This is a genomic window from Brumicola blandensis (assembly GCF_031846165.1).
GTDB classification, from domain to species: Bacteria; Pseudomonadota; Gammaproteobacteria; order Enterobacterales; family Alteromonadaceae; genus Glaciecola; species Glaciecola blandensis.
In genome coordinates this window covers 1,085,053-1,111,539 of sequence record NZ_JAVRIE010000001.1, presented here as the reverse complement: position 1 = coordinate 1,111,539, position 26,487 = coordinate 1,085,053, and the positions used below count along the sequence as shown (strand labels likewise).

The following is a 26,487-nucleotide window of genomic DNA, read 5'->3' as shown; positions in this document are numbered from 1 at the left end:
CTGAACTGCATGGTTAATCTCTTATAAAATGTGTTTATTCTGCTTTGAATGAATGCAAGCGTTGTGTCGCTGTGACGAGATCCTTCTCGATGAGTATTTCAGTACAGCGTATAGCTTCATCAATTGCAGCGTCAATTTTTTCCTGCTCAGCTTGCGAGGCTTTTCCCAACACATGACCGGTAACTTTACCTTTATGGCCTGGGTGGCCGATACCTATGCGTAATCTTAAGAATTCACGCTGATTGGCAAGCTTCGCCACGATATCTCGAATACCGTTTTGCGTTGAGCTACCACCCACTTTGAATTTGGCAATGCCTGGTTCAAAATCAAGCTCGTCAAATGCAACCAAAAGTTGGGTGTAATCAATCTTATAAAAATTAGCTAATGCACCTACGGCTTGGCCACTTTTATTCATAAATGTGGTAGGGATAAGTAGACGAATGTCTTGTCCATGAAGCGTAAAACGGCCGGTGTAGCCAAAAAACTTACTTTCAAACTTCAACGGGCAGTTGAATTTTGAAGCTAAGCTCTCAACAAACATTGCTCCCGCATTGTGTCGAGTATTTTGATATTCGGGGCCTGGATTACCCAGGCCCACGATTAGACGAATGTCAGACAAGCTGATTATTCCTCAGTAGCCTCTTCTTCACCGCCTTCTTCAGCAGCTTCCTCTTCTACACTTGGACCTTTCGCAGTCTTAATAGTAACAACAGCTAAGTCGTGTGACTCACCTTTTGTTAACTCTACAGACTCAACGCCTTTAGGTAGGGTAAGGTCAGAAATGTGAAGTGTTTGACCTAGCGCAACGTCCATCAAATCAACTTCGATGTACTCTGGAAGATCTTTAGGCATACAGGTGATTTCTATATCAGCCATGTGGTGTTCAGCGTGACCGCCTTCAGTTTTGATTGAAGGTGCAGCTTCTTCATTCATGAAGTGCAATGGTACGTTAGTTGTTAACGCTTGACCTGCAATTACGCGCTGAAAGTCAATGTGCGTTACTTTCGGCTTGTAAGGGTGGCGTTGCATATCTTTTACTAGTGCTTCTACTTTTTTACCGTCGACATTTATTGTCAAAACGTGAGAATAGAATGCTTCAAACTCTTGCGCTTGAATCACTTTGTTGTGATCTAGTGTTAAAGATACTGGCGCTTCATCGCCACCGTAAAGGATTGCTGGTACTTTGTCTTGATGACGAAGGCGGCGGCTCGCACCTTTCCCTAGGTCAGTTCGGACAGTAGCATCCAAATTGAAAATTGCTTCAGACATGTGATGTCTCCAAAATAAAAATAAATGTGATACTCAATTTTGCGACCAAATTGAGTGCTATTCCTTTCTTACACTGCGTGCTTTTGCACTGCAAAAACTGTAATAAAAGGAAGCCCTTATCAAAACGGGCGGCGCATTCTATCACTGAGGCTAGGAACACACAAACTAAAAATGGCTCATTTACCCAATTTACAAGTCCTGAGGGTTTATTTCTTTGTCGGCTGATTTTGCCTTAGAATCATCAATCACACGAACAGAGTTTACTTTAATCACTTCGCCGAATTGTGTAATGGTAATCATATTCGGTTTAAGTTCGCCATTTATTTCTAAAACAAGGCCGTCACGCATGTGCTCTTTGGGTATTCCCATTGGTGTATATTTTTTGCCGTCATTTGCAATAAACCCCATAAAACCACCTTCCATTTCTTGGAAGACTAAGGTGCCCTGAATAGTCATGTTTGCTGTTTTCTGATTTTCATTGAGGTCGTTTTTCAAGCTTAATTCGCTAATTTCTTTTTTCTCTGCCGCGCTTTCTTGATTTGTTGCACTAGATTCTTTCATATTTGATTGCTCTGTGCAGGCACTAGTGAAAAAGCATAAACTTAATGCAATCAAGACAGCAGTAGGGCGCTTTTGTTTTATCAATGATGAAATATGTGAATTTCTCATAAAATCTCCTTTTTATATCATTTTAGTGTGACCACTCTGGTAGCGTTCTGATGCCAAAACCAAAATCATCACCAATACTTTTAATAATGCGTTCTGGGCCATAGATTGAGCCAAGTTCGTCTTTTTTCCATTTGCACTTCAATATACTAGTGCCTTTGCGTAGTTCACCGTGCCAACGCAAAACCCATGCGTCTTTATGACGATATTCAGCCGCAATTTCCCAACCTTGTTCAATCAGGGTTTGAATGATGTATTCAAATCTATCGGTAGGAATTTCCTGAATAATGTTCAGTTTGTCACGCTTGAATTGGTATTCAAGGTATTTTCTTTTCATTTCGCGAATAAGGCTCATAAGGACTGTTTCTTTTTATTATTATCCTGAGTTACCTTAGTTATACATGCACTTAGCGCTTTGTGCAAAAAGAGACAAGTTGGGAAAACAAAAAAGCCGTTCATGTATTAAAACTGTTAGATCAGAATTCAATACATGAACGGCTCTTTATAAACGGCGGCAATATACCTCAAACATTGATGTTTGAGGCATATTTCGCTTACTTAATACTCAAACATTGCTGAGATTGATTCTTCGTTGCTAATGCGACGAATGGTTTCAGCTAGCATTTCAGAAAGCGTGAGTTGCTTCACTTTCTTCAAGGCTTTTATTTCTTTGCTCAATGGGATGCTGTCAGTAATGATGATTTCATCAATGACTGAGTCACGTAAGTTCTGTGCAGCGTTCCCAGAGAAGATTGCGTGTGTCGCATATGCAAATACACGAGCGGCACCGTTATGTTTTAGGGCTTCTGCTGCTTTTGCCAAAGTACCACCGGTATCGATCATATCGTCAACAATAATACAGTCACGACCTTTAACATCACCGATGATATTCATTACCTGAGCGACATTCGCTTTCGGACGACGTTTATCAATAATGGCTAAGTCTGTGTCATTCAATAGCTTTGCTGTTGCGCGAGCTCTGACTACACCACCAATATCAGGCGAGACAACAATTGGACGAACGAAGTCGCGTTGGAACATGTCATCTAACAAAATAGGCGTACCGAATGCATTATCTACTGGTACGTCAAAGAAGCCTTGAATTTGTTCTGCGTGTAGATCAATCGTCAAAACACGATCAACACCCACGTTAGACAAAAAGTCAGCGACGACTTTTGCGGTAATAGGAACACGAGCAGAACGGACACGACGGTCTTGTCGAGCGTAGCCAAAGTAGGGGATCACTGCCGTGATTCGGCCTGCAGATGCGCGGCGAAACGCATCAATCATAACAATCAATTCCATTAGATTGTCATTTGTAGGTGCGCAAGTAGACTGGATGATAAATACATCGGAGCCACGTACGTTTTCATGAATTTCAACGCAAATTTCACCATCACTAAAACGGCCAACACTGGCGTTTCCTAGTTTGGTATATAAACGTTCGGCGACTTTCTGGGCGAGTTCAGGTACAGCATTTCCTGCAAAAAGCTTCATATCAGGCACAAGATATTCCTCAGTGCGTTATTTTGGCGGTGGCTGGGGTAGCAGGACTCGAACCTACGAATGGCGGGATCAAAACCCGCTGCCTTACCAACTTGGCTATACCCCAATATAGGTTTTAGCTTGTCAGGATTAAACGTTCACTATGACTTTCAATACCCATGGCTTCATGTAAACCAGAACGATTCACACCTTTAGCAATGAAAGCAGTATAAGAGTCAGGCAGCATGTTGAGTACTTTTTCAGCGTTTTCTTTCGCATCAAAAACAGCAAAAACACTCGCACCTGTTCCAGTCATCCGAGACGGTGCGTAGTTTACCAACCACTGTAATAAATTTGCAACTTCCTTGTGCATTTTCGCGACTAAAGTTTCACAATCGTTGTGCGTTTCTTCAAATTTATAATCTGCAAAGTTAATTTTGGGCGTATTTCTGGGTAAATCGATTGCAGTAAAAATATCTCTCGTTGAAACATGAATGGGGGGAGTTGCTACCAGATACCACACCGTTGGGATAGTTACTGGCACGAGTACCTCTCCGACACCTTCAGCGAATGCTGTGTTTCCGTGAATGAATATGGGTACGTCAGCACCGAGTGCTAAACCTATCTCTGCTAGTGCGTCTAATGACAAATTGCATTGCCACGCTTGATTGAGCACCATTAATACACTGGCTGCGTTTGATGAACCGCCGCCAATACCGCCGCCCATTGGGAGTTTTTTGCGCACGTATAATTCACAGCCAGCCTGACCATGAGCATGAGCTTTCAATGCTTTAGCCGCTTTTACTATTAGATTATCCTCGTAAGCAACGCCCTGAATGGGGGTCTTTAACTCTATTTTACCTGATTGGTTAGCACATATTCCTATCTCGTCGCCCACATCTAAGAGCTGAAACAAACTCTGCAATTGGTGATAGCCATTGTCATAGCGACCATTAATGTGCAGAAATAAATTCAGTTTAGCGGGGCTGGGATACCAGTTTATTGTCGAGTCCACTGATTTACCTTAAATTTCAATTGTGTCTTTTTCTGTGGGTTCCGTACAGTAATGGCGTAGGGTAGCCATACACCCTCAGTTTCTTTGTAATCCGAATAAGTGATTTCCCAGCCAAAACACGCGGCACAAACGGGAGTGAGGCGTTTCGGTAAATTGTCGGCGTTGAGTTCGACCAGATCTTCTTCGTTGGTTTGGCCTTTTATCCACTGTGGTAGATTTTCCAGCGGTAATATCCAACCAGTGGTGCGATAAATTAGGGCTTCGGTTGAGCTATCAGTATAAGTCTCACCGTCTGCTTCAATACTAGCGATTACGCCGTCGTAATTGAGATCCAAAAGTGTGACCCCAATGAGGTTGCTGAGTTTGAAATCAAATTCTCGCTCGCGTTGTTCCCAGTTGAGATAAGCGCTTTTTCTCTCGTCAGGCGTAATGACGGCTATCTTTCCGCTTAGTTCCCAGTGACTTAGCCAGCGCAACTTTTCTTGATTCGAAAGGCTATCGTAGTTGTCCGGGAATACGCTTTTTTGGGCTTGTTGAGGCGCTGTTTTACACGCAGCTAACATCAGGATAAAACCCAGCAAGACTAGCAGGCGATGTAGATGAAATGATTGAATAAGGAGAACCTCTGTTGTTAGTTTCGATATTGGCAGTCAGTGCTTGTGAGCGTGTGTAAACTCCTGCCGCCCTAGACTGTTATAAGATTATCAGTTTTACGCGATAAATCGACAAAAAATCTTTATTGGCTATTTCTTTCAATCATATTCGCTTTTTCGTACAATGCCGCGACTAAACTAATCTTGGCAAGCTAAACCGACTAAATGACCATCATTGCACTAGGCATTAACCACAAATCTGCACCGGTAGAGCTGCGGGAAAAAGTTGCCTTTTCTCCAGATAAACTTGCTCAAGCTTTAAAGTCCTTCCCAGGAACAACAAATGCAGAGCAAATGGTCATTTTGTCTACATGTAATCGGACTGAAGTGTATGCAAAAGCGACTAATAAAGATGATGCAATCGCGCTGAGTCATTGGCTAGCCGATTTCCATCAAACAGGCAGTGAGTTAGTGCTTCAGCATTCGTATGTGAAGCATGATAACGAGGCGATCGAGCACCTGATGCGAGTTGCATGTGGCCTTGATTCATTGATTATCGGCGAGCCACAAATTTTAGGTCAAGTAAAGCAAGCATATACAGAGTCTAAGAATGCGGGAAAAATCGCCACCGAGTTTGAAAAACTATTTCAATCGACTTTTTCTATCGCCAAACGAGTACGCACCGACACAGACATCGGTGCGAATGCAGTATCAGTCGCATTTGCTGCAGTACAATTAGCCAAACAAATATTCTCACGCTTAGATAAAAGCCAAGTGCTTCTTGTCGGTGCGGGCGAAACCATTGAGTTAGTGGCAAAGCATTTGGTTGATGCAGAGACGAAATCAATCACAGTGGCGAATCGAACTTTATCTCGAGCGTCTGATTTAGCTGAAAAGCTAGGCGGGGAAGGGATAACAATCAGCCAGGTACCAGAGCACCTAGCGCATGCCGATATTGTGATCAGTTCAACTGCGAGTTCCTTGCCTTTGATTGGCAAGGGAATGGTCGCTACCGCTTTGAAGCAGCGTAAACACAAACCCATGCTATTGATAGATTTAGCGGTTCCAAGAGATATAGAACAAGAGGTGAGCGAATTGGACGACGCTTATCTTTACACGGTTGACGATTTGCAAAATATCGTTGAGCAAAACGTTGCGAATAGAGAAGTCGCCGCTCAGCAAGCAGAACAAATGATTGCCAGCAAAGTGCAAGAGTTTGCAAATTGGCAACAGCATTTTCAAAATGTCGATTTAATTAAGTCTTATCGTGAAAAAGCGCATGGACAAAGAGATGAATTGCTTCAAAAAGCCTTAAATAAAATCAATGATGGTGTGGCGGCGGAAGAGGCCATGCAGGAATTAGCATTTAAACTCACTCAAGCTATGTTGCATGGGCCCACAAAAGCGTTGCAGCAGGCGAGTAAGATGCCTAAAGAAACACAACTGAATTTACTGGCGAAATCCTTAGGTTTAGACGTGTCGGAAAATAGAGAAACAGGAAAAGAATGAAACAGTCAGTTGTCAGTAAATTAGAATCCTTAGTTGAACGTTTCGAGGAAGTACAGGCCCTTTTGGGTGACCCTGAAGTGATTGGTAATCAGGATAAATTCCGAAATTTATCAAAAGAATATTCACAATTAGAAGAAGTGGTTAAGCAATTTGGTGCTTACCAGAGTGCGCAAGAAGATATTGAGTCAGCGCTTGAAATGCTACAGGAAAACGATGCAGAAATGCGTGAAATGGCGCAAGAAGAATTAAAAGACGCTAAGGCAAAAGTGGAAGAGTTAGAAGTCAGTCTGCAAATTTTGTTGTTACCCACCGACCCTAACGATGACAATAGTTGTTTCTTAGAAATCCGTGCCGGTGCTGGCGGTGACGAAGCGGCTATTTTTGCGGGTGATTTATTCCGTATGTACAGTCGCTATGCAGAAACCAAAGGTTGGCGTTTAGAACTGATGAGTGCCAATGAAGGCGATCATGGCGGCTACAAAGAAATCATTGTTAACATCAGTGGTGATGGTGCTTATGGTGTGATGAAGTTTGAATCTGGTGGCCACCGTGTGCAGCGTGTGCCAGAAACTGAGTCACAAGGTCGCATACATACTTCGGCATGCACCGTCGCGGTATTACCCGAGATCCCAGAGTCTGAAGCCATTGAAATTAATCCAGCTGATCTCCGCGTCGATACCTTCAGAGCGTCTGGTGCGGGTGGTCAGCACGTTAACAAAACGGATTCTGCGATACGATTAACGCACATTCCTACCGGTGTCGTTGTAGAGTGTCAGGACGAGCGTTCGCAACATAAAAACCGTGCTCGCGCTATGTCAGTATTGCAAGCACGCTTGAATCAGATTGAAGAAGATAAACGCAATGCAGAAGAAGCAAGTACACGTCGCTCTTTAGTGGGTAGCGGAGATCGCTCGGAACGTATTCGTACTTATAATTTTCCGCAAGGTCGAGTAACCGATCATCGCATCAACCTTACCCTATATAAGTTAGACGATGTCATAGCTGGGGATTTGGGCGCGTTAATGGAGCCAATTCGACAAGAGCACCAAGCGGATATGCTCGCGTCTTTGTCAGAAGAATACTAAGTAGCGTAGATGCAAACTAGTGTCGACATAAGTACACGTATCAATGAGCGCCTTCAACCTGGTGTCAGCGTTGATGATGCGCTCAAGCTCAGTAAACAAATTCTGAGAGAAAACCAAACTGAACTTGAGTTCAATGAACCTGACTTTGAGGCCAAGGTGCTCCTTGAGCATGCCTGCGAGCTATCTAGCGTTCAATTGATCACGCATGCCAACACGCGTTTAACAAACGCTCAGTTAAGCAGATTGAGCACGTGTTTACAGAGCAGAGTAGAGGGGCAGCCGATCGCCTATATCACGGGTAAACAGGCTTTCTGGACGCTCGAACTTGCCGTTTCTAAAGACACCTTAATTCCCCGGTCAGATACCGAAACCTTAGTCGAAACTGCAATTGGGTTACCCTTGTGCGAAAATGCTCAGGTCTTGGATATGGGAACCGGAACTGGCGCGATTGCGCTGGCGATAAAGTCAGAAAGAGCTAACTGGCAAGTAACAGCTTGTGATTTTAAACCCTCAATAGTGGCTCTCGCGCAAGACAATGCTAAACGAAACGGCATTGACATACAGTGCATTCTCAGTGATTGGTTTAGCGCATTTGAGCCAAGGCTGAACAGACCTGAAGAGCAGGCGCGTTTTGATTTGATCGTCACTAATCCGCCGTATGTTGAATCCGATTCTAGCTATTTAGAGCGCGGTGATCTGCGTTTTGAACCTGATTCTGCGTTGACATCGGGGCTAGACGGCTTGTCTGATATCAGGCATATTATCAGCCAAGCAAGCAAGTTTCTAAAAACAAACGCTTATTTGCTCATCGAACACGGTTTTGAGCAGTCGAAAGCTATACAAGAATTGATGAACCAAGCTGGGTTTGTCGAGGTAGAAACAAAACAAGATTTAAACAAATTAGATAGAGCAACAATGGGTAAATTTCCTGGCTAGTCGGTTTTAAACTCTTTGTTCTTATTTGTATAAAGTGGCTGTGACGAGTTGAACATGGGTTTAGAGCGCACTAACATTACAGCTAACACTAACACTAACACTACCACTAACAATAAAAATAAAAATGAAAGGAAGATAAAATGTATCAAATGGCAATGCACCTTCACGTAACGGCAGTAGTGATAAGTCTAGCTCTGTTTTCGTTTCGCTTCGTGTTAACGATAAAAGGGCACGGGATGCTCCAACAGAAATGGCTGAAAATTGTGCCACATGTCGTGGATACAGTGTTATTAGCTTCTGCTGTTTGGTTGCTTACCATGTCTAGTATGATGCAGGTAGATGGTTGGGTTGCCAGTAAAGTCATTGGTGTCGTTTTATACATCGTGTCTGGTCTTTTCGCACTGAAATGGGCGAAAAACAACCGTTCTCGCGTCATTGGTTTTGCCTCTGCCATCATTTGGGTAGGCTTAACTGCTTCTATTGCAGTATCAAAACAACCGTTTTCGTTTTTAGCATAAGTCATTAAAAGGTAAGTAATTTGATTTCCAATGTAAAAGTACAGAATATCAATGTCGACAATAAGACACCGTTTGTTCTATTCGGAGGCATGAATGTTTTAGAGTCTCGTGATCTGGCAATGAGTATTGCAGAGACCTATGTCGAGGTAACTAACAAACTTGGTATTCCCTACGTTTTTAAAGCTTCTTTTGATAAAGCGAATCGAAGCTCTGTGAACTCTTACCGCGGCCCTGGTTTGGACGAGGGATTGAAGATTTTTGAAGAAATCAAACAAACATTTAATGTGCCAATCATTACTGATGTCCATGAACCGCACCAAGCAAAGCCGGTGTCTGAAGTTGTGGATGTCATTCAACTACCTGCTTTCTTAGCGCGTCAAACTGACCTAGTAGTTGCAATGGCTGAAACAGGTGCAGTCATTAACGTTAAGAAGCCGCAATTTTTAGCGCCTCATGAAATGCGCCATATCATTAATAAGTTTGCTGAGGCTGGCAATCAGCAAGTACTTTTATGTGAACGAGGCTCCTGCTATGGTTATAACAACCTGGTGGTTGATATGCTGGGTATGGACGAGATGAAGGCAATGGCTCCAGTGATTTTTGATGCCACGCATGCGCTTCAAAAGCCCGGCGGTAGAACAGATTCGGCTGACGGCAGACGTCAACAGGCGGCAGAACTGGCTAGAAGCGGAATGGCTTTGGGCATTGCAGGATTATTTATTGAGTCGCATCCAAACCCTGATGAAGCGAAATGTGATGGCCCATGTGCCTTGCCTCTCGATAAGTTAGAGGGATATTTGTCGCAAATGAAAGCTGTAGATGAACTCATCAAAAGCTTTGAGCCCCTAAATATTAAATAATTAGTAAACCCTAACGTTTCGAATACTGAACAAGGACAGACAATCATGATTGAGATGAGAGTACCCATTTTACCTGAGGATGCAGAGCAGGTGAAAGTGGTAACTATCCACTGTGAAGTCGGTCAACGAGTTGAACGAGAAGACGTATTATTTGAAATTGAAACGGACAAAGTCATCTTAGATATCGTGGCGCCAGAAGATGGCGTGATAACGTCGATCAAGGTGGCAGTTGGCGAGAGCTTAGAACAAGAGTCACTCATTTGTGTGGTAGATGCTGACGAAGATACCTATCAAGAAGATGTTGACCATATACAAGCCATGATCGAAGCGGATATTAGCGCTGAATTGGCGGGCGAACCTAAACCAGAACTGGCAAGTGAAGCAGAGCTTGAACCTGAAGCAGAGCTTGAACCTGAAGCAGAACTTGAATCTGAGTCAGAGCTTGAACCTGAAGCAGAGCTTGAACCTGAGTCAGAGCTTGAACTTGAATCAGAGCTTGAATCTGAAGCAGAACTTGAATCTGAGTCAGAGCTTGAACCTGAAGCAGAGCTTGAACCTGAAGCAGAGCTTGAATATGAAGCAGCGCTAGAAAGCAATCCAGATTCCAAAGTAGAAGTCGCGTTAAGTCCAGAAGACGAATTGTCTCTTAATTCATACCTCAATGAAAAACGGGCATCAGCAACACAGGAAGTGCCTAACACCGCGCAAACTTCTGAACCAGAAGAACAGCCCACTGAAGCACCTCTTACTGAATCGAACGAGCGCATTGACCCAGTGTTCACGCTAGATGCAGAGACTGAACAAGCAGGCCAACAAGAGGCCCAGCAACAAGAAAGTACATCTGATGCACTGGCTGAAAATGGAAGTAGTGTTCCAGAAGTCATTATAGCTGAGGAAACAGATGCTGACGTTGAAGGACCTAGCGATTCAGACGCACAAACTGAAGCTGAAAAAACAGAGCGACAGGATGGTTTTGTTATCTTTATGGCAATGGTCGTTGCAGCAGGAATACTTGCGGGGGCTTATCACTACTTTGGATTAGGACCTCTTATTAAACAATTCATCGCAACATTTATGTGACCTCGCTTGATGAAACAGGCAGAAACAGTCGTTTTATTGCATGGTTTGGCCCGCAACGCCGGCTCGATGAACAAGCTTGCTTCCGCGCTCGAAAACGAAGGCTACCATGTTGTAAACGTCGATTATCCGTCCACTAAACACGACATAGAATCATTAGTTGATATCGCTATCCAGAAAACGATTGAGAAGCAAGCGCCTGATTCAAAAGTCCATTTTGTTACACATTCTATGGGTGGCATCTTAGTTAGAAAGTTTTTACAAGACAACGAACTTGAAAACCTTGGAAGGGTTGTGATGTTAGGGCCACCTAATCAAGGTAGCGAAGTTGTTGATGCTTTAAATACCTTACCTGGCTTTAAAACCATTAACGGCCCGGCGGGACTGCAATTATCAGCCAGTGAAAACGGCCTGCCTGCACAACTAGGCCCTGCAAATTTTGAATTAGGTATTATCGCAGGCTCACGCAGTATCAACTTAATATTGTCAACTATGCTACCGATGCCTAATGATGGCAAAGTGTCTGTAGAAAGCTCAAAGCTAGAGGGGATGGCAGACCATGTTACCTTGCCGGTTACACACACATTTATGATGCGAAACCAAAAAGTCATTGAACAAGTTTTATGCTTTTTGCAAAGCGGTAAATTCGTCCACTAAGTAAGCTTGATTTTTTGATCGTGTCTTAGCTTAAACAACACTTTTTAAATTTCTTTAGACTACCACACGGGCAAAGTGAGTTTCGCTCTGGCTTGAGCTTGCCTGCTTGTTCACCTTCCTTACCTTCACTATAGAACCAGTGTCCGTCAATATGCTCGAAGCTAGAGCATTCGTGCATTTGCCAAAATTCATTAGCCATGCGGTATGTTGCAATGAATTCAACAGAAGCAGTTGTGTTAGTTGTTTGTGAATCGAGCACTCTTAGCTGCAACCATGTTGTATTTTCTGCACTTTGAGCAAGTTCAGCAATGGTTAAATCTTGCTGCTTTTTAGGGGTGTAAGTTGCCAAAATATAGTCATAGCGTCCACACGCGTACGCGCTGAAGCGTGAACGCATCAATTGTTCCGCTGAACCAGCGCAACGCTTGTCGATAATCGGTTCACAGCATTCCGCAAACGCTTTTTTACTTCCGCAGTAGCATTGCATGAAGGCCTCTTCGTAGAACATCCAAATTTTAAAAATTGAAGTATAAAAGATTGCTTAGCGGTTTGATAGCGGGCTAAAACTCAAGGGAGGGAAAGTGATCATGTAAAAACTGTTGTTTTATTACATAAACACAAAAAATGACATGATGAGAGCCCTGAGGTGCCTGTTGCCCGGGTTATCGGCAACAGGAATTGTTCATAACTCGTCCGATCAGTTCGGTTCATGTGCGCAATTGGTCTGATAGCTATATAAAAATGCTTCGATTTCCTTTAAAATCACGCTCCAGAATTTTGCGTTGTGTTTGAAAAAAGTCGCGTTAATTTTTGTTTTTGGATGAAAACAAACAACAAATTAGCTCTTAAGCAAACATTACTGCGCATGGCTGTGCTTTTGAAGCACATCTACTTTACGTTAACCAGCATTAGGAATTTTAATGACTACTGATACACCAAAGATTATCTATACAATCACAGATGAAGCGCCGGCATTGGCAACCCAGTCTTTGTTACCAATCATCAAAGCGTACACAGCATCTTCAGGCATTGAAGTTGAAACGCGTGATATCTCATTAGCTGGTCGTATCATTGCAAACTTTCCAGAATACCTGACTGAAGAACAACGCATTGGCGATGCACTTGCTGAGTTGGGTGAGCTTGCTAAGACACCTGCAGCCAATATCATTAAGTTGCCGAATATCAGTGCATCTATACCGCAGCTTCAGGCGGCAATTAAAGAATTGCAGGCAAAAGGTTACGCGCTTCCAAACTACCCAGAAGATGCTAAAACTGACGAACAAAAAGCTATCAAAGCAAGCTACGCAAAAGTATTAGGTTCTGCTGTTAACCCTGTTTTGCGTGAAGGCAACTCTGACCGTCGTGCTCCTAGCTCGGTAAAACAATACGCAAGAAACAACCCTCACTCAATGGGTGCTTGGTCTGCTGATTCGAAATCGCATGTATCACACATGGAAGCGGGTGATTTTTATGGTAGCGAGCAGTCGACTACTATTTCAGGTGAACAAGATGTACGTATTGAGTTTGTTAGCCAATCTGGCGAAGTGTCAGTGCTAAAAGAAAAAGTATCGCTATTAGACAAAGAAATCATTGATGCATCTTTAATGAGCAAGTCTAAATTAATGGCGTTCTTTGACAAAGAAATTAACGCTGCGAAAGAGCAAGACGTTTTACTTTCGCTGCATATGAAAGCAACGATGATGAAAGTGTCTGACCCTGTGATTTTCGGTCATGCTGTAGAAGTTTTCTATAAAGATGTGTTTGCAAAACACGCTGAAACCTTCAAAGAACTTGGTGTTGACGTTAAAAACGGTCTTGGTGATGTGTATGCCAAAATTGCTAATTTGTCAGCCGATAAAAAAGCCGAAATCGAAGCTGATATCGATGCTGTGTATGCCGTTCGTCCGCCGATGGCAATGGTTGATTCTGACCGCGGTATTACTAACCTTCATGTTCCAAGTGATATTATCATTGATGCATCAATGCCAGCAGCTATCCGCGCTTCAGGTCAAATGTGGGGACCGGATGGTAAGCAGAAAGATACCAAATTTATGATCCCTGACCGTAACTATGCAGGTGTTTTTCAATCAGTGATTGAATTCTGTAAGAAACATGGTGCGTTTGACCCAAGAACAATGGGTACCGTACCGAATGTTGGCTTAATGGCACAGAAAGCAGAAGAATATGGTTCGCATGACAAAACCTTCACCATGTCAGGAGCGGGCACTGTGCGTGTTGTTAACACCGCAGGAGATACCTTGTTGTCACACGAAGTGGAAGAGGGGGATATTTGGAGAATGTGTCAGGCAAAAGACGCGCCTATTCAAGACTGGGTAAAACTTGCAGTGACTCGCGCTCGTGCAACCGATACGCCAGCTATCTTTTGGTTGGATGAAGACCGTGCACATGATGCGCAGATGATTAAGAAAGTTAACCTTTACTTGAAGGATCACGACACAGCTGGCTTAGACATTCAGATAATGAGTCCGGTTGAAGCGACCGAGTTTACTCTACAGCGCTGTGCAAAAGGTGAAGATACAATTTCTGTGACGGGTAACGTACTGCGTGATTACCTAACTGATTTGTTCCCAATCCTAGAGTTAGGTACAAGTGCTAAAATGTTGTCAATCGTTCCATTAATGAATGGCGGTGGTTTGTTTGAGACTGGTGCCGGCGGTTCAGCGCCTAAGCACGTTCAACAGTTCGAAAAAGAAAATCACTTACGTTGGGATTCTTTAGGTGAGTTTTTGGCTTTAGCTGCTTCCTTAGAGCACCTAAGCGTGAATTATGACAAACCTAAAGCAAAAGTGCTTGCTGATACATTAGACAGTGCAACCGCAAAATTCCTACAGGAAAACAAGTCTCCTTCGCGTAAGGTCAATGAACTTGATAACCGTGGCTCACATTTCTATCTAGCTTTATATTGGGCTCAAGAGCTTGCTGCACAAGATGGTGATGCTGACTTGAAAGCACAATTTGGGCCTATCGCGGAAAGCTTAACTTCACAAGAAGATGTAATTGTGACGGAGTTGAACGAAGCACAAGGTGTCAGTGTTGACGTCAATGGTTATTACTTTGCTGATGACGCTCTAGCAGCGAAGGCGATGCGTCCTAGCGCAACCTTAAATTCAGTACTAGCATCGGTATAATATTGGTAGTCTCGAGAGTATGACTCTCACAATGTTTTGTGAAAAGCTAAGTCGAGCGACTTAGCTTTTTTTTTGAGTCTCATGAAGAGATGAAGGGATAGTTAACTGTGGAAAGACCGTTAACTAAGGAGATCGCTTATATCCCAATACGTGCTGTTGACCAGTTGGGTTACGATACTGACAAAATGCGGATCTTCTACCGCTTTATCAAAACAAGCTTGGCTCAAATCAACGTTTCTTTGGTTTAGAAGGTTTTCTATCACTGGTCGTATAGAAGCACAGGTTTTAAACATGTTTCCATCAATAAAGAATTCAAAGTGCTCATCACCCTGTTCTGACTGATAGATAGGTTTTACACCCGCCAACCTATTTAGTTGTGCTCGGCTTCGCAGTTTGTCTTGAATTTCTTCTGCTGAATAGGGCTCACTTAAAGGTTCACAATCGGGTAGAGCTTGATGACTCAAGTATTGCATGATCGCTCGATCTGTCTCCTTAGATTCAAGCAGTTTTCGTAAACTAGATTTCAGTGTTGCTATTTCATGGGAGCTAACAGCGCTAGGCATACTATTGATGCCGCGTGCAAGTATGCTATCAGCATCAGTATATCTTTGTGGTTCTTTGATCTCATATGCATTTTCATCAATGAGTCCAGTGAGTAATTCGATATCGGTCGGCGCTCTAAAACCGATGCTGTAATTCATACACGCTTCAAGTGCTACACCATTGTGGGGATGTTTTGGAGGAATATATACAACATCACCAGGCAACAAGACTTCGTCAATAATTGGCTCAAAGCCCTTAATTTGTCTCAATAGGGGGTGAGGCAGTACCGTTTCATATGCATCCGGCAAACCTACTTGCCATCGTCGGCTACCGCTTCCCTGAATAATAAATACATCATATTCATCGATGTGCGGACCCACACCAGCCCCCGCAACGGAATAACTCATCATGACGTCGTCTAGTCGCCAATGCGGAATGAAATTCACGATGTCACTTAGCTCATCAATCTCGTCTATAAAGCGGTCAACACTTTGAACTAATAGGGACCAACTGCCGGTACAATGCTGCTCAAAGTCCTCTATTGGGCCCTGAACAACCGACCACTGGCCATTGTTATTGGACACAATTCTTGAGTCGACATCATCTTCCATGGCCAAACCTGCTAATTCATTTTCATCGATTAGATCGTTAAAGTCAGGAATGAAACCGCGAATAATGCAGGGTTTCTTTTGCCAGTAATCTCGAAGGAATACCGCTTGGTCTAATTGCTTCAGTATCATTTGTGCCCTAGTAATTTATAACTCGTAACATTACCTATGCCTTTTAACTCGACTTTCTGTTCTTCCGAGAATGCATAATGCTGTTTACTATACAGCATAGTTTGTGGACAGACTCGAATTTCGCCACCTTTAGCCGAAGACTCTAGTCGAGACGATAAGTTTACGCTATTGCCCCACAAATCAAAGGCTGGACGGAGTTTACCGATAATTCCACACAGTACGTTGCCACTGGCAATACCTATTTTTAAACGTAACTTGTTGTCACAGGCTTTTGCAAAAGTACTTTGCAACTGCAAGCTAAAATAGCAGGCTAATTGACTAATGTTGTAAGCATTTAGTTTCGTATTTTCAATACCAATGGCAGCGATATACTGGTCGCCGTTAGTTTTAATTTTAGTCACATCTAATTGGCTAGCAATATCATCAAACTCGCAATAAACACGATGCAAAAAGCTGACGAGTTCGGCATCAGACATAGACAAGCTAAAAGGAGTGAAGCCTGCAAAATCGACGAACAACACAGCACAATAATTATGTTCTACCACGTTAAGAGCACTTTTGTCCCTATTGGCTATATGTGAAATATTAGCTTGCATATTCATGGGAATGATTGCCTCAACCACTTTTTTTGTATGGATAAGTTCTTGTTTTGTCGTGGTGTTCTGATGAGTGAGTTGTCGTTTTACCCAAAAGCCGCAAACCAAAAAAGAGAGTACTAATACAATGGCATTAACGGTTGCTATATCGTCTGTAAACTCTGCATTAATGGGTGTGGTGAAGTCGTGAATAATTTGAAAATAAAGAAATAATCCACCGAGTATGCACAGAGTTACCCACATTGCTATTCGTTCTGAATCTTCAAATAAAAAGAGACAAACAAACAAACCGACGATGAAAAAATATTGAATGTGTAAATCTGCTTGCCACAGCAAGATAGCGGTGCAAAGGAAGCTTATGAAGCCACCAATGAGTAGAACCCTCGATAATGTTCGATGAGTGCTATAAGCTAAAAAGCTAGCACTCATAAAGCACATTAGATGAATTAGGAGACTTATCACCTGCGCTTGAATATCGATAAGCTCAGCTTGCCAAACTAGCTTAATCGATTGCAAGCAAACCATGCCTATAAGACACAGTGAAATGCATCTTAGCAAAAGACCATTGCTATGGTGATTAATCATTTTGTTCACAACACACTTCCTTGTGAGTCATTGTTAAAGCTCTTCCTAAGTAGTCATCGCATCAACAGTAGTTTGTTAAAGAATTACTCGTTTAACAACTGGTCAACGAGCCTAATTGCATCACCAATATAGTTTGCAGGACTGAGTTGCTTCAAATCCGCCTTAACAGTGTCCGGTAATGCTAAGGTGTCGATGAATTCTGCCATAACGGTCGCGTTGACTTTTTTGCCACGAGTAAGCTCTTTGAGTTTTTCGTATGGTTTTTCAATACCGTAGCGGCGCATCACTGTTTGGATAGGTTCCGCTAGCAATTCCCAGTTGTTATCTAACTCGTCCGCTAAACTTTGCTCATTTACTTGCAGTTTGCTGATGCCTTTCAACGTGGCTTGATAGGCGATTACTGCGTATGCCAAGCCAACACCAAGATTACGTAACACAGTTGAATCAGTTAAATCACGTTGCCAACGACTCACCGGCAGTTTGCTCGAAAGGTGTCCCAGTATCGCATTAGCAATGCCTAAGTTACCCTCAGAATTTTCAAAATCAATTGGATTTACTTTATGCGGCATTGTTGAGGAGCCAATTTCACCCGCAATCGTTCTTTGTTTAAAATGCCCGAGTGCTATATAGCCCCAAATATCACGGTCGAAGTCAATGACGATAGTGTTGAAACGTGCAATAGCATCATATAATTCAGCAATATAGTCATGCGGCTCAATTTGAGTTGTAAAGGCGTTCCATGTAATCCCCAAGCTCTCTACAAATGACGCTGCGAAACTATGCCAGTCAGTGTTTGGATAGGCGCTAAGGTGAGCATTATAGTTACCGACTGCGCCATTAATTTTACCAAGTAAAGCGATGTCTGCTATTTGATCGCGTTGGCGACGTAGGCGAACGGCTACATTTGCCATTTCTTTGCCCATGGTAGTTGGAGAAGCAGGTTGCCCGTGTGTTCTCGCCATCATAGGAATGGTTTTGTATTCTTTTGCTAAACGAGTGAGTTCCGAAATGAGTTTATCGCAATAGGGTAATAAGACCTCATCACGGCCACCTTTTAGCATTAAAGCATGGGAAAGGTTGTTGATATCTTCTGAAGTGCAAGCAAAATGAATGAACTCGTTTATAGCGTTTAACTCAGCGTTACCCGCTACTTTTTCTTTTAAAAAGTACTCTACGGCTTTGACATCATGGTTAGTAGTCGCTTCGATGTCCTTAACGCGCTGAGCGTCAGTTTCGGAAAAATTGTCGACGATATCGTTTAATAATGCATTTGCTTCTGCAGAAAAAGCGGGTACTTCTGTCACATCTTCAAGTTTAGACATGGCTTGGAGCCATCTAACTTCTACAACGACGCGTTGTTTAATCAGTCCATATTCACTGAAGTACTCTCTTAGTTCACTGGTCTTACTGCCGTAGCGGCCGTCAACGGGGGATAAAGCAGTAAGTGCAGATAAATTCATTATGGGTCCTTAAAAACGGTTTATTAATTGATAACTCGAACAGCCTGTTTGGCGGCTTTCAAAATTTGGTTTTTGTTAAATAGTATTTGACGACGCTTACCACCCATTTGTCGCCATAGTACGGCCGAGCGAACACCTGCTAGTAGTAGCGCCCGCACTTTGTGCTGATTGGTAATTTGCCCTAAGTGTTGCTGACCGCCAGCGACTTGGATTTTATGGGCTAGGGGGCTGACAACGTCGGTATAAACACTCGCTAAAGATGACATGATTTGTTGGTGCTCAAAATCAACATGCGCGAGTTGTCTCTGCACATGAGAGATTCGATCGCCCAATTCGCCAAGTGCTTTTTTGTTTTTCGATAGTTTACGCTCTAAGCTTAAAATCGACGCAACATAACGGGTTATTTGAGCATCTTTTTGACGAGTATCGTTATTCAATTGCTCAACTAAGGTCATGAAGCCCAACTTTAAGTTTGGCAAGGAGCCGTATACTTGCTGTGGACTATCAGGGTTAACGACTAAAATGCTCGAAATACTCGCTTCTACCGCTGCGGCATCAGCTTCACCGGTTTGTGCTATGCTTTTCACCAGCGCAGCCGCTTGACATACACCAGCTAAAGCGAGTTGACGTTCAATATCAGCGCTTATCATCATGTGTATTGTTCCTAGAGGTTACCAGCGGAGGGCATGGTTTGGACTTCATTATTAACGATATACCCGTCAATGATCCCACCACCTAAACAGACATCATTTTGATAAAAAACCGCAGATTGACCTGGCGTGACGGCTTTTTGTGGCTCATCGAAATGCACTGTCACAGTACCATTTAAATGCGGCTCCACTAGGCAGGCTATATCTTCTTGGCGATAGCGAGTTTTTACCGACATCTTTATCGGTTCCTGCGGACCTTTGCGGTCATTCCAATGCAATTGGCTAGCGACGAGTCCGTCTGAGAATAAGCGAGGGTGATTGGCACCCTGACCGACAATGAGCACATTCCTAGCAACATCTTTGTCGACCACATACCACGGCTCATCACCGTGCTCTTTTTTACCACCTATTAATAGACCTTTGCGTTGGCCAAGGGTGTGATACATCAAGCCCTCGTGTTCGCCAATCTCTTCACCTTCAGCTGTTTCAATGATGCCGGGTTTAGCCGGCAAATATTGGGCTAAAAAGTCTTTAAACTTTCTTTCGCCGATAAAACAGATGCCAGTGCTATCTTTTTTGTTTGCGGTAACTAACCCTTGTTGTTCTGCTATTTCGCGTACTCGAGGCTTTTCAATGTCACCCACAGGAAACAGCGTTTTAGCAATATGCTCGTGGCTCAGCGTGTACAAGAAATAGCTTTGGTCCTTGTTGCTGTCTTTTCCGCGGATCATTTTCCATATGCCGTCTTCATAACGACGTTGAACGTAATGACCAGTTGCAATGTAGTCTGCACCTAGATCTTCTGCTGCAAATTCTAAAAAGGCTTTAAATTTAATTTCTTTGTTACACATGATGTCGGGATTAGGCGTCCGACCTGCTTTGTATTCTTGCAAAAAGTACTCAAAAACATTATCCCAATATTCAGCTGCAAAGTTGATGGTATGCAAATAAATGCCAAGTTTGTCAGCAACAGCTTGAGCATCAGCCAAATCTTCCGCTGCTGCGCAATATTCATCGTTGTCATCTTCTTCCCAGTTTTTCATGAAAAGCCCCTCGACCTGATATCCCTCTTGTTGCAACAAGTAGGCAGATACAGATGAGTCGACACCGCCAGACATGCCAACGATTACTTTGGTTTCAGATTTGGGTTTTTGATTACTTTGCTGCGTGTTAGTCAATGACAAATTACCTTAATTCGCAATATTGGGAAAAGCGCTAAACAGGGGTTTAGTACACATGTAAATTCGGGCACGGATTGTACCAATAAATATTACTTTTTTATAGCATTCTCATAGCGATAATTTGTCTATATTAGCTTAACTTAGGATAAGCAAAGCAATAACAGTCGGTAATACATATAAACGTAAGTGGAGTAGCTTAAATTTCAACAAAGTGGCCAGAGGGAATGTTGTCAATGGTCCACTCGCCAATCTGATACCGAATCAAACGTAAAGTAGGGTAACCGATATGCGCTGTCATTCTGCGTACTTGGCGATTTCGGCCTTCTTTAATCACGATCCTTAACCATGTCGTTGGTATTGTTGCTCTAAAGCGCACAGGGGGATCTCTTTCCCACACATCTGGCTCTGCCATCATAGAAACCTTCGCTGGAGCGGTCATACCGTCTTTGAGTTCAACGCCTTGACGCAGTTTATCCAAGTCTAGTTCACTGGGTTCACCTTCCACTTGCACCCAATAGGTTTTCTCAGTTTTTTGTTTTGGGTCAGCTATCTTGTGTGCAAGTTTACCGTCATTAGTCAGCACGAGAAGACCTTCGCTATCTCTATCTAGACGACCTGCTGCGTAAACATCGGGTATATTGACGTAATCCTTGAGAGTGGCTCTGCCATCTTGGTCGGTAAACTGAGTGAGTACCATGTGAGGTTTATTGAACAGCAGTACCTTCCGGTCTTTGGGCTTAAGCCCATTTTGCTGTTGAGCGCCATGAGAGGGTTTAGATCTTTTCGCTTTTGTCGAGGTGGATGACTTTTGGCGATAAAAAGTATTTCGAGTGTTTTTCACAGGTGACAACTGTATCGTTCATCATGTAGATGACGAAATTATGACACAAAAAAGCAGACGTAAGCCTGCTTTTTCATTTCTTTTTCGCTTTATACTCGCCAGGTTTTTATCTTTCTGGTTCGTCGTCGCTGAGTCCAATGTTTTCAGCATGTAAACCTTTGGGCCCTTGCTGAACTTCATACGTCACTTCTTGGCCTGCTTTCAGAGAGCGATACCCATCCATCTTAATCGTTGAATAATGAGCAAAAATATCTTCACCACCATCTTCTGGGACGATAAAACCAAAACCTTTAGCATTGTTAAACCATTTAACTTTGCCGACTGCCATACTACTACTTCCTTTTCTTGAACCTTGAAATACCACTAGCTTGCCCTCACAATAGAAGATAAGCGAAAGGTGTGACTCACTGCTGAAGCATCACTATTTAAAACTGTAGGTTTTTTGACCACTTGTTGTCAAGTCTAAATTACACTTAAAAGCAACTTAAAAACAAAATGATTAAAAAACTGTTCTTGTTCTCACTTTTAACACTATTATAGTAACTATGACTAGAGAAAACACCATTAATATTGACGGCGAGAAGCAACTCGACACAGTCAAAAAGAAAGTTGAGCCGCCACCGATGTACAAGGTGATGCTGAACAACGACGACTACACGCCTATGGATTTCGTTATTGAAATTCTGGTGACCTTTTTCAATATGGATACCGAAAAAGCGAATCAGCTGATGTTGACAGTTCATTATCATGGCAAAGCCGTTTGTGGCATATATACTGCAGAGATAGCAGAAACAAAAGTGATGCAAGTGAATCAATATTCACGCAAGAACCAACATCCATTGATGTGTACAATGGAACCGGCGCTATAATTAAGGGGAAGTAATGTTAAATAAAGATCTCGAACAAACATTGAATGAAGCCTTTGTTTTCGCGCGTCAGCACCGTCACGAATTCATGACTGTAGAGCATTTGCTACTCATGCTCCTTGACAACCCTGCCGCTAAAGAAGCGCTGAAGGCCTGTGGCGCAAGTATCGAAACACTGCGTTCAGAGCTAACTGATTTCGTCAATGAAACCACGCCACTTATGTCCGAACAACAAAGTGTCGAGCGTGAGACTCAACCGACGCTTGGTTTCCAGCGTGTCCTGCAACGCGCAGTTTTCCACGTTCAATCATCGGGTAAAGGTGAAGTGACTGGTGCAAATGTGCTTGTTGCTATTTTCAGTGAACAAGAGTCGCAAGCAGTTTATATTCTTAAAAAAGCAGACGTCACCCGCTTAGATGTTGTGAACTACATCTCTCATGGGGTGAGCAAAACAGACGATGAAGCTGAGCCACAAGAAGAAATTCAAGAAGAGGGAGCCGAAGGCGAAGAGAACCAGTCTATGCTCTCTAAGTATGCGAGTAACCTAAACGTTGCCGCAAAAGAGGGCAAAATCGACCCTCTTATTGGCCGCGATAAAGAAGTGGAACGCAGTATTCAAGTGTTATGCCGCCGCCGCAAAAACAACCCACTACTGGTTGGAGAAGCTGGGGTGGGTAAAACAGCGATTGCAGAAGGTTTGGCCTATCGCATCGTACAAGACGAAGTGCCAGACGTTATCGCATCTTCAACCGTGTATTCCTTGGACCTTGGTGGTCTATTGGCAGGAACGAAATACCGAGGCGATTTTGAAAAACGTCTTAAAGGCATTTTAAAAGAACTCAGTAAAGACCCTGATGCCATATTATTTATTGACGAAATACACACCATTATTGGGGCTGGTGCGGCTTCTGGTGGTGTGATGGATGCATCGAATTTGCTGAAACCTAAGTTGAGCAGCGGCGAGTTACGCTGTATCGGTTCAACAACCTATCAAGAGTATCAAGGCATTTTTGAAAAAGATCGCGCATTGGCCAGACGATTCCAAAAGATTGATGTGGTTGAGCCAAGTGTGAGTGATACCACTAAGATTTTGATGGGCTTAAAATCACGTTATGAGGAGCATCACAGTGTGCGCTACACCCAGAAAGCACTTGCTGCTGCGGCTGAGTTGTCAGCGAAATACATTAACGAGCGTCATTTGCCAGATAAAGCCATTGATGTGATGGATGAAGCCGGCGCTAGTCAACGACTATTGCCTTCATCTAAACGCAAGAAAACAATTAATGTGGGTGATATTGAGCAAATTATTGCCAAAATTGCACGTATCCCTGAAAAGTCTGTATCAGCCTCTGACAAAGAAGTGCTTAAGAACCTAGGACGTAACCTTAAAATGGTGGTGTTTGGTCAAGACAAGGCGATTGAAACGCTCTCTGACGCCATACAGCTATCTCGCTCTGGGCTTGGGAATGAATCTAAGCCGATTGGTAACTTCTTGTTTGCCGGCCCGACAGGCGTTGGTAAGACAGAAGTGACGCAACAATTGGCCAAAATAATGGGCGTTGAGCTGGTACGTTTTGATATGTCGGAATACATGGAACGTCATGCAGTTTCTCGATTAATTGGAGCTCCTCCGGGTTATGTAGGTTATGACCAAGGTGGCTTGCTAACCGATGCCGTGATAAAAAATCCTTATTGTGTGGTCTTGCTAGACGAGATGGAGAAGGCACACTCGGATATTTACAATATTCTGTTGCAGGTAATGGACCACGGAACATTGACTGATAATAACGGCAGAAAAGTTGATTTCAGAAATGTGGTATTGGTAATGACAACCAATGCTGGTGTGCAAGAAACTATTCGTAAATCGATTGGCTTCAAGCAACAAGACCATAGCCATGATGCAATGTCTGAAATAAACAAAACGTTCTCTCCTGAGTTTAGAAATAGACTCGATGGTATTGTTTGGTTTAATCACTTGGACGAAGACGTAATACTTCAAGTTGTTGATAAGTTCATCATTGAGCTTCAAGCGCAACTTGATCAAAAAGGCGTATCACTCGAAGTAACTGAAAAGGCGCGTGATTGGCTAGCCAAAAAAGGCTATGACAAATCAATGGGGGCTCGTCCGATGGGAAGAGTCATTCAAGAGCAACTGAAAAAAGAACTGGCTACTGAATTGTTATTTGGTCAGTTAAGCCAGGGTGGTGAGGTGAAAGTGGGTCTGAAGAAAGAGAAATTGACCTTTAGTTACACGCCAGTAACCAAGGCGAAAACAGAAGCGTAATTAGCTCACCTATGTAACAGAAAACGAAAAACCGCCTAAAGGCGGTTTTTTTCTGTGTGTTAGCGAAGCAAAGACGCTTGCTTCTTAATCGAATGTTCGATTTTAATTAACGGGCACGATAAATGATACGACCTTTACTTAAATCGTAAGGTGTCATTTCGACAGTCACTTTGTCGCCAGTTAATATACGAATATAATTCTTACGCATTTTACCTGAAATATGCGCCGTCACTACGTGACCGTTTTCTAGTTCAACTCTGAACATAGTGTTTGGAAGTGTGTCTAAAACCGTACCTTCCATTTCAATGCAATCTTCTTTTGCCATCTAAAGCAACAACCTCAATTTGTTAGTCAATAATTTTGCCGCGCAGAAGTTAACCCAAATAGCTATCTATGTAAAGGATTTCATGGCTTTTTTAATAATAAATGCCATTTATCTTCGAAGAATCGTTCTTGTGGTAAGAAGTTTTGTTTGTAGTTCATTTTCTGACAACCATCTACTTGGTAGCCAAGATACAGATAGGGCAGATCAGCTTCGACCGCTAAGGCGATTTGCTTCAATATGAAGAACGTCCCCAGAGAGCGTTTCGCCAAACTTGGACTGAAAAAGGTATACAGCGCCGAATATCCACGTTCAAGTTTGTCTGTTACCGCTACACCAATTAATTCGCCTGCCAAACGCGCCTCGAGGAATATGGGGGCTTGCCATTCACAGTTTACAAAACCAAAATATTGCTCTGGTGAAGCAGGAAACATACTGCCATCAGCATGCACTTCTGAGATATAACGCTCATAGAGCGTGTAATAATCATCTTTGTTCTCATGGCTGACTCTCACTTCAATATCTTTATTACGCGATAATACTCGTTTTTGGCTTTTACTCGCTTTGAATGCGCGAGCTAAGACGCGAACCGATTGACACTCGTTACAAGTCGTACAGTGAGGTCGATAAATTTGGTCACCACTGCGCCTAAATCCAGACTCAGTTAAGGCAGAGAAAGCGATGCGTAAACTTGGGTTGGGTTCAACACAAACAAGCAGTCGTTCCTCCCGGTCGGGCAGGTAGTTGCATGGGAAAGCTTGCGTGATACCAAATTTCATCAAATGTACTTACTCTAAGGAAATAGATGAAGTGTTTGTGACTACTTGGGGCGAGCTATGGTTTTCAGCGTAGATCAAATTGCTGATGGATTGCGGACGCCACACTTCTTCATTAGTGTTTGTTTCAGTATGTCTGTGTAATAGTGAAATAAAGGCTTCTCTGTCAATTTCTTTGCAACCTAGGGACGAAAGGTGAGAAGTACCCATCTGACAATCAATAAAGCCTAAGCAATGTTTCTGCATGTGTTGCACTAGGGCATACAAGGCCACCTTTGACGCATCGGTGCGTAAGTGGAACATGGATTCACCACAAAACACACCGCCAATAGCAACACCATACAAACCACCGACTAACTCTTGTTGCTCCCACACTTCGATAGAATGTGCGACACCAGCTTCATGGAGCCGTTCATAAGCTTCCTTCATATCGTCGGTGATCCAGGTCAGATCGCTGGTTTCGCCAACTTGCCCAAGACCTGTAATTTTACGAGGTACGTTTGCACATTCGTTAATGACTGCGCGGAAGTTATTATTCAAGGTGACGCGGAAATACTTTTTACGAATGCTCTTTTGTAGGCTTTTTGATAGATGGAAGTCTTCGAGCATAAGAATGCCGCGAGGATCCGGTGACCACCAAAGATAGGGATCACCATCTGAAAACCAAGGGAAAATACCTTGGCTGTAAGCACTAATCAGGCGCTCAGTAGATAGATCTCCACCGAAAGCCAGTAAACCATTAGGCTCTTCCAGCGCAAATTCAAGCGCTGGAAAGCGATTAGTGTGATCTAGCCGGAAAAGCTCAAGCATCATCAGTTACCATC

28 protein-coding genes and 1 tRNA gene are annotated in these 26,487 nt (G+C 43.0%); 10 read left to right on the top strand and 19 right to left on the bottom strand.

Features of this window, described 5'->3' with window-relative positions:
* Window positions 1-34: 34 nt before the first annotated feature.
* The 8 genes from pth to lolB form a co-directional block, all read right to left on the bottom strand.
* Window positions 35-619 carry an aminoacyl-tRNA hydrolase gene (gene pth, locus RM544_RS04875; RefSeq protein ID WP_311360632.1) on the bottom strand — a complete coding sequence of 195 codons (585 nt, stop codon included), beginning with the start codon at window positions 617-619 and terminating at the stop codon, window positions 35-37.
* Between the two features lie 5 nt (window positions 620-624).
* Window positions 625-1,269: a 50S ribosomal protein L25/general stress protein Ctc gene (locus RM544_RS04870; protein ID WP_311360631.1), complete on the bottom strand. Its 645-nt coding sequence runs from the start codon at window positions 1,267-1,269 to the stop codon at window positions 625-627.
* 189 nt (window positions 1,270-1,458) lie between these two features.
* On the bottom strand, window positions 1,459-1,938 hold the full coding sequence (locus RM544_RS04865) for a hypothetical protein (protein ID WP_311360630.1): 480 nt from the start codon (window positions 1,936-1,938) through the stop codon (window positions 1,459-1,461).
* Between the two features lie 22 nt (window positions 1,939-1,960).
* On the bottom strand, window positions 1,961-2,290 hold the full coding sequence (locus RM544_RS04860; protein ID WP_311360629.1) for a hypothetical protein: 330 nt from the start codon (window positions 2,288-2,290) through the stop codon (window positions 1,961-1,963).
* 203 nt (window positions 2,291-2,493) lie between these two features.
* Window positions 2,494-3,441: a ribose-phosphate pyrophosphokinase gene (locus tag RM544_RS04855; RefSeq protein WP_311360628.1), complete on the bottom strand. Its 948-nt coding sequence runs from the start codon at window positions 3,439-3,441 to the stop codon at window positions 2,494-2,496.
* A 30-nt stretch (window positions 3,442-3,471) separates the two neighbouring features.
* Window positions 3,472-3,547: transfer RNA gene (locus RM544_RS04850), tRNA-Gln, on the bottom strand.
* 9 nt (window positions 3,548-3,556) lie between these two features.
* Window positions 3,557-4,435, bottom strand: coding sequence for a 4-(cytidine 5'-diphospho)-2-C-methyl-D-erythritol kinase (gene ispE, locus RM544_RS04845; protein ID WP_311360627.1), 879 nt, complete (start codon window positions 4,433-4,435; stop codon window positions 3,557-3,559).
* Window positions 4,420-4,998: a lipoprotein insertase outer membrane protein LolB gene (gene lolB / locus RM544_RS04840; RefSeq protein ID WP_311360626.1), complete on the bottom strand. Its 579-nt coding sequence runs from the start codon at window positions 4,996-4,998 to the stop codon at window positions 4,420-4,422. Before lolB ends, ispE begins: the two co-directional genes overlap by 16 nt.
* 255 nt (window positions 4,999-5,253) lie before the next feature.
* Here lolB and hemA point away from each other — a divergent pair, with 255 nt between their 5' ends.
* The 7 genes from hemA to RM544_RS04805 all read left to right on the top strand — a co-directional run bounded on the left by hemA (window position 5,254) and on the right by RM544_RS04805 (window position 11,670).
* The gene (hemA, locus tag RM544_RS04835) at window positions 5,254-6,537 is read left to right on the top strand and encodes a glutamyl-tRNA reductase (RefSeq protein WP_311360625.1); all 1,284 of its coding nucleotides are present in this window, start codon (window positions 5,254-5,256) and stop codon (window positions 6,535-6,537) included.
* Entirely contained in the window at window positions 6,534-7,622 is a 1,089-nt protein-coding gene (gene prfA / locus RM544_RS04830; protein ID WP_311360624.1) for a peptide chain release factor 1, read from the top strand. The genes hemA and prfA overlap by 4 nt, the downstream gene beginning before the upstream one ends.
* A 9-nt stretch (window positions 7,623-7,631) precedes the next feature.
* Window positions 7,632-8,558, top strand: coding sequence for a peptide chain release factor N(5)-glutamine methyltransferase (gene prmC / locus RM544_RS04825; RefSeq protein WP_311360623.1), 927 nt, complete (start codon window positions 7,632-7,634; stop codon window positions 8,556-8,558).
* A gap of 140 nt (window positions 8,559-8,698) precedes the next feature.
* Window positions 8,699-9,076 (top strand): SirB2 family protein, encoded by a 378-nt coding sequence (locus tag RM544_RS04820; RefSeq protein ID WP_311360622.1) that lies wholly within the window; start codon window positions 8,699-8,701, stop codon window positions 9,074-9,076.
* Window positions 9,077-9,096: 20 nt separating this feature from the next.
* Complete coding sequence (gene kdsA, locus RM544_RS04815; RefSeq protein ID WP_311360621.1) at window positions 9,097-9,936, top strand: 3-deoxy-8-phosphooctulonate synthase; 840 nt, start codon at window positions 9,097-9,099, stop codon at window positions 9,934-9,936.
* A gap of 45 nt (window positions 9,937-9,981) precedes the next feature.
* Entirely contained in the window at window positions 9,982-11,016 is a 1,035-nt protein-coding gene (locus tag RM544_RS04810) for a lipoyl domain-containing protein (RefSeq protein ID WP_311360620.1), read from the top strand.
* A 9-nt stretch (window positions 11,017-11,025) separates the two neighbouring features.
* Window positions 11,026-11,670 carry an esterase/lipase family protein gene (locus RM544_RS04805; RefSeq protein ID WP_311360619.1) on the top strand — a complete coding sequence of 215 codons (645 nt, stop codon included), beginning with the start codon at window positions 11,026-11,028 and terminating at the stop codon, window positions 11,668-11,670.
* Window positions 11,671-11,695: 25 nt separating this feature from the next.
* Here RM544_RS04805 and RM544_RS04800 read toward each other — a convergent pair whose 3' ends face one another.
* Window positions 11,696-12,157: a YchJ family protein gene (locus RM544_RS04800; RefSeq protein ID WP_311360618.1), complete on the bottom strand. Its 462-nt coding sequence runs from the start codon at window positions 12,155-12,157 to the stop codon at window positions 11,696-11,698.
* Between the two features lie 433 nt (window positions 12,158-12,590).
* On the opposite strand from RM544_RS04800, the gene RM544_RS04795 reads away from it, so the two are divergent.
* Window positions 12,591-14,819: an NADP-dependent isocitrate dehydrogenase gene (locus RM544_RS04795; RefSeq protein WP_311360617.1), complete on the top strand. Its 2,229-nt coding sequence runs from the start codon at window positions 12,591-12,593 to the stop codon at window positions 14,817-14,819.
* Between the two features lie 119 nt (window positions 14,820-14,938).
* Here the strand turns inward: RM544_RS04795 and RM544_RS04790 are convergent, their stop codons facing one another.
* The 7 genes from RM544_RS04790 to cspD all read right to left on the bottom strand — a co-directional run bounded on the left by RM544_RS04790 (window position 14,939) and on the right by cspD (window position 21,743).
* Entirely contained in the window at window positions 14,939-16,102 is a 1,164-nt protein-coding gene (locus tag RM544_RS04790; protein ID WP_311360616.1) for a JmjC domain-containing protein, read from the bottom strand.
* A complete protein-coding gene (locus tag RM544_RS04785; RefSeq protein WP_311360729.1) occupies window positions 16,099-17,283 on the bottom strand; it encodes an adenylate/guanylate cyclase domain-containing protein in 1,185 nt (394 codons plus the stop codon). The genes RM544_RS04790 and RM544_RS04785 overlap by 4 nt, the downstream gene beginning before the upstream one ends.
* 83 nt (window positions 17,284-17,366) lie before the next feature.
* A complete protein-coding gene (gene purB, locus RM544_RS04780) occupies window positions 17,367-18,743 on the bottom strand; it encodes an adenylosuccinate lyase (protein ID WP_311360615.1) in 1,377 nt (458 codons plus the stop codon).
* 23 nt (window positions 18,744-18,766) lie between these two features.
* The gene (gene hflD, locus RM544_RS04775) at window positions 18,767-19,393 is read right to left on the bottom strand and encodes a high frequency lysogenization protein HflD (RefSeq protein WP_311360728.1); all 627 of its coding nucleotides are present in this window, start codon (window positions 19,391-19,393) and stop codon (window positions 18,767-18,769) included.
* Between the two features lie 14 nt (window positions 19,394-19,407).
* Entirely contained in the window at window positions 19,408-20,571 is a 1,164-nt protein-coding gene (gene mnmA, locus RM544_RS04770) for a tRNA 2-thiouridine(34) synthase MnmA (protein ID WP_311360614.1), read from the bottom strand.
* A gap of 199 nt (window positions 20,572-20,770) precedes the next feature.
* Window positions 20,771-21,415 carry a pseudouridine synthase gene (locus tag RM544_RS04765; protein WP_432264468.1) on the bottom strand — a complete coding sequence of 215 codons (645 nt, stop codon included), beginning with the start codon at window positions 21,413-21,415 and terminating at the stop codon, window positions 20,771-20,773.
* Between the two features lie 106 nt (window positions 21,416-21,521).
* Window positions 21,522-21,743: a cold shock domain-containing protein CspD gene (cspD, locus tag RM544_RS04760; RefSeq protein ID WP_311360613.1), complete on the bottom strand. Its 222-nt coding sequence runs from the start codon at window positions 21,741-21,743 to the stop codon at window positions 21,522-21,524.
* Between the two features lie 217 nt (window positions 21,744-21,960).
* Between cspD and clpS the strand changes: the two genes are divergently transcribed.
* Window positions 21,961-22,284 carry an ATP-dependent Clp protease adapter ClpS gene (gene clpS / locus RM544_RS04755; RefSeq protein WP_311360612.1) on the top strand — a complete coding sequence of 108 codons (324 nt, stop codon included), beginning with the start codon at window positions 21,961-21,963 and terminating at the stop codon, window positions 22,282-22,284.
* A 13-nt stretch (window positions 22,285-22,297) separates the two neighbouring features.
* Window positions 22,298-24,565, top strand: coding sequence for an ATP-dependent Clp protease ATP-binding subunit ClpA (gene clpA, locus RM544_RS04750; RefSeq protein ID WP_311360611.1), 2,268 nt, complete (start codon window positions 22,298-22,300; stop codon window positions 24,563-24,565).
* A gap of 106 nt (window positions 24,566-24,671) precedes the next feature.
* On the opposite strand, the gene infA is transcribed toward clpA, so the two are convergent.
* The 3 genes from infA to aat all read right to left on the bottom strand — a co-directional run bounded on the left by infA (window position 24,672) and on the right by aat (window position 26,473).
* A complete protein-coding gene (gene infA, locus RM544_RS04745; RefSeq protein WP_006010397.1) occupies window positions 24,672-24,890 on the bottom strand; it encodes a translation initiation factor IF-1 in 219 nt (72 codons plus the stop codon).
* An 80-nt stretch (window positions 24,891-24,970) separates the two neighbouring features.
* Window positions 24,971-25,666: an arginyltransferase gene (locus tag RM544_RS04740; protein WP_311360610.1), complete on the bottom strand. Its 696-nt coding sequence runs from the start codon at window positions 25,664-25,666 to the stop codon at window positions 24,971-24,973.
* A gap of 9 nt (window positions 25,667-25,675) precedes the next feature.
* Entirely contained in the window at window positions 25,676-26,473 is a 798-nt protein-coding gene (gene aat / locus RM544_RS04735) for a leucyl/phenylalanyl-tRNA--protein transferase (protein ID WP_311360726.1), read from the bottom strand.
* Window positions 26,474-26,487: the final 14 nt, after the last annotated feature.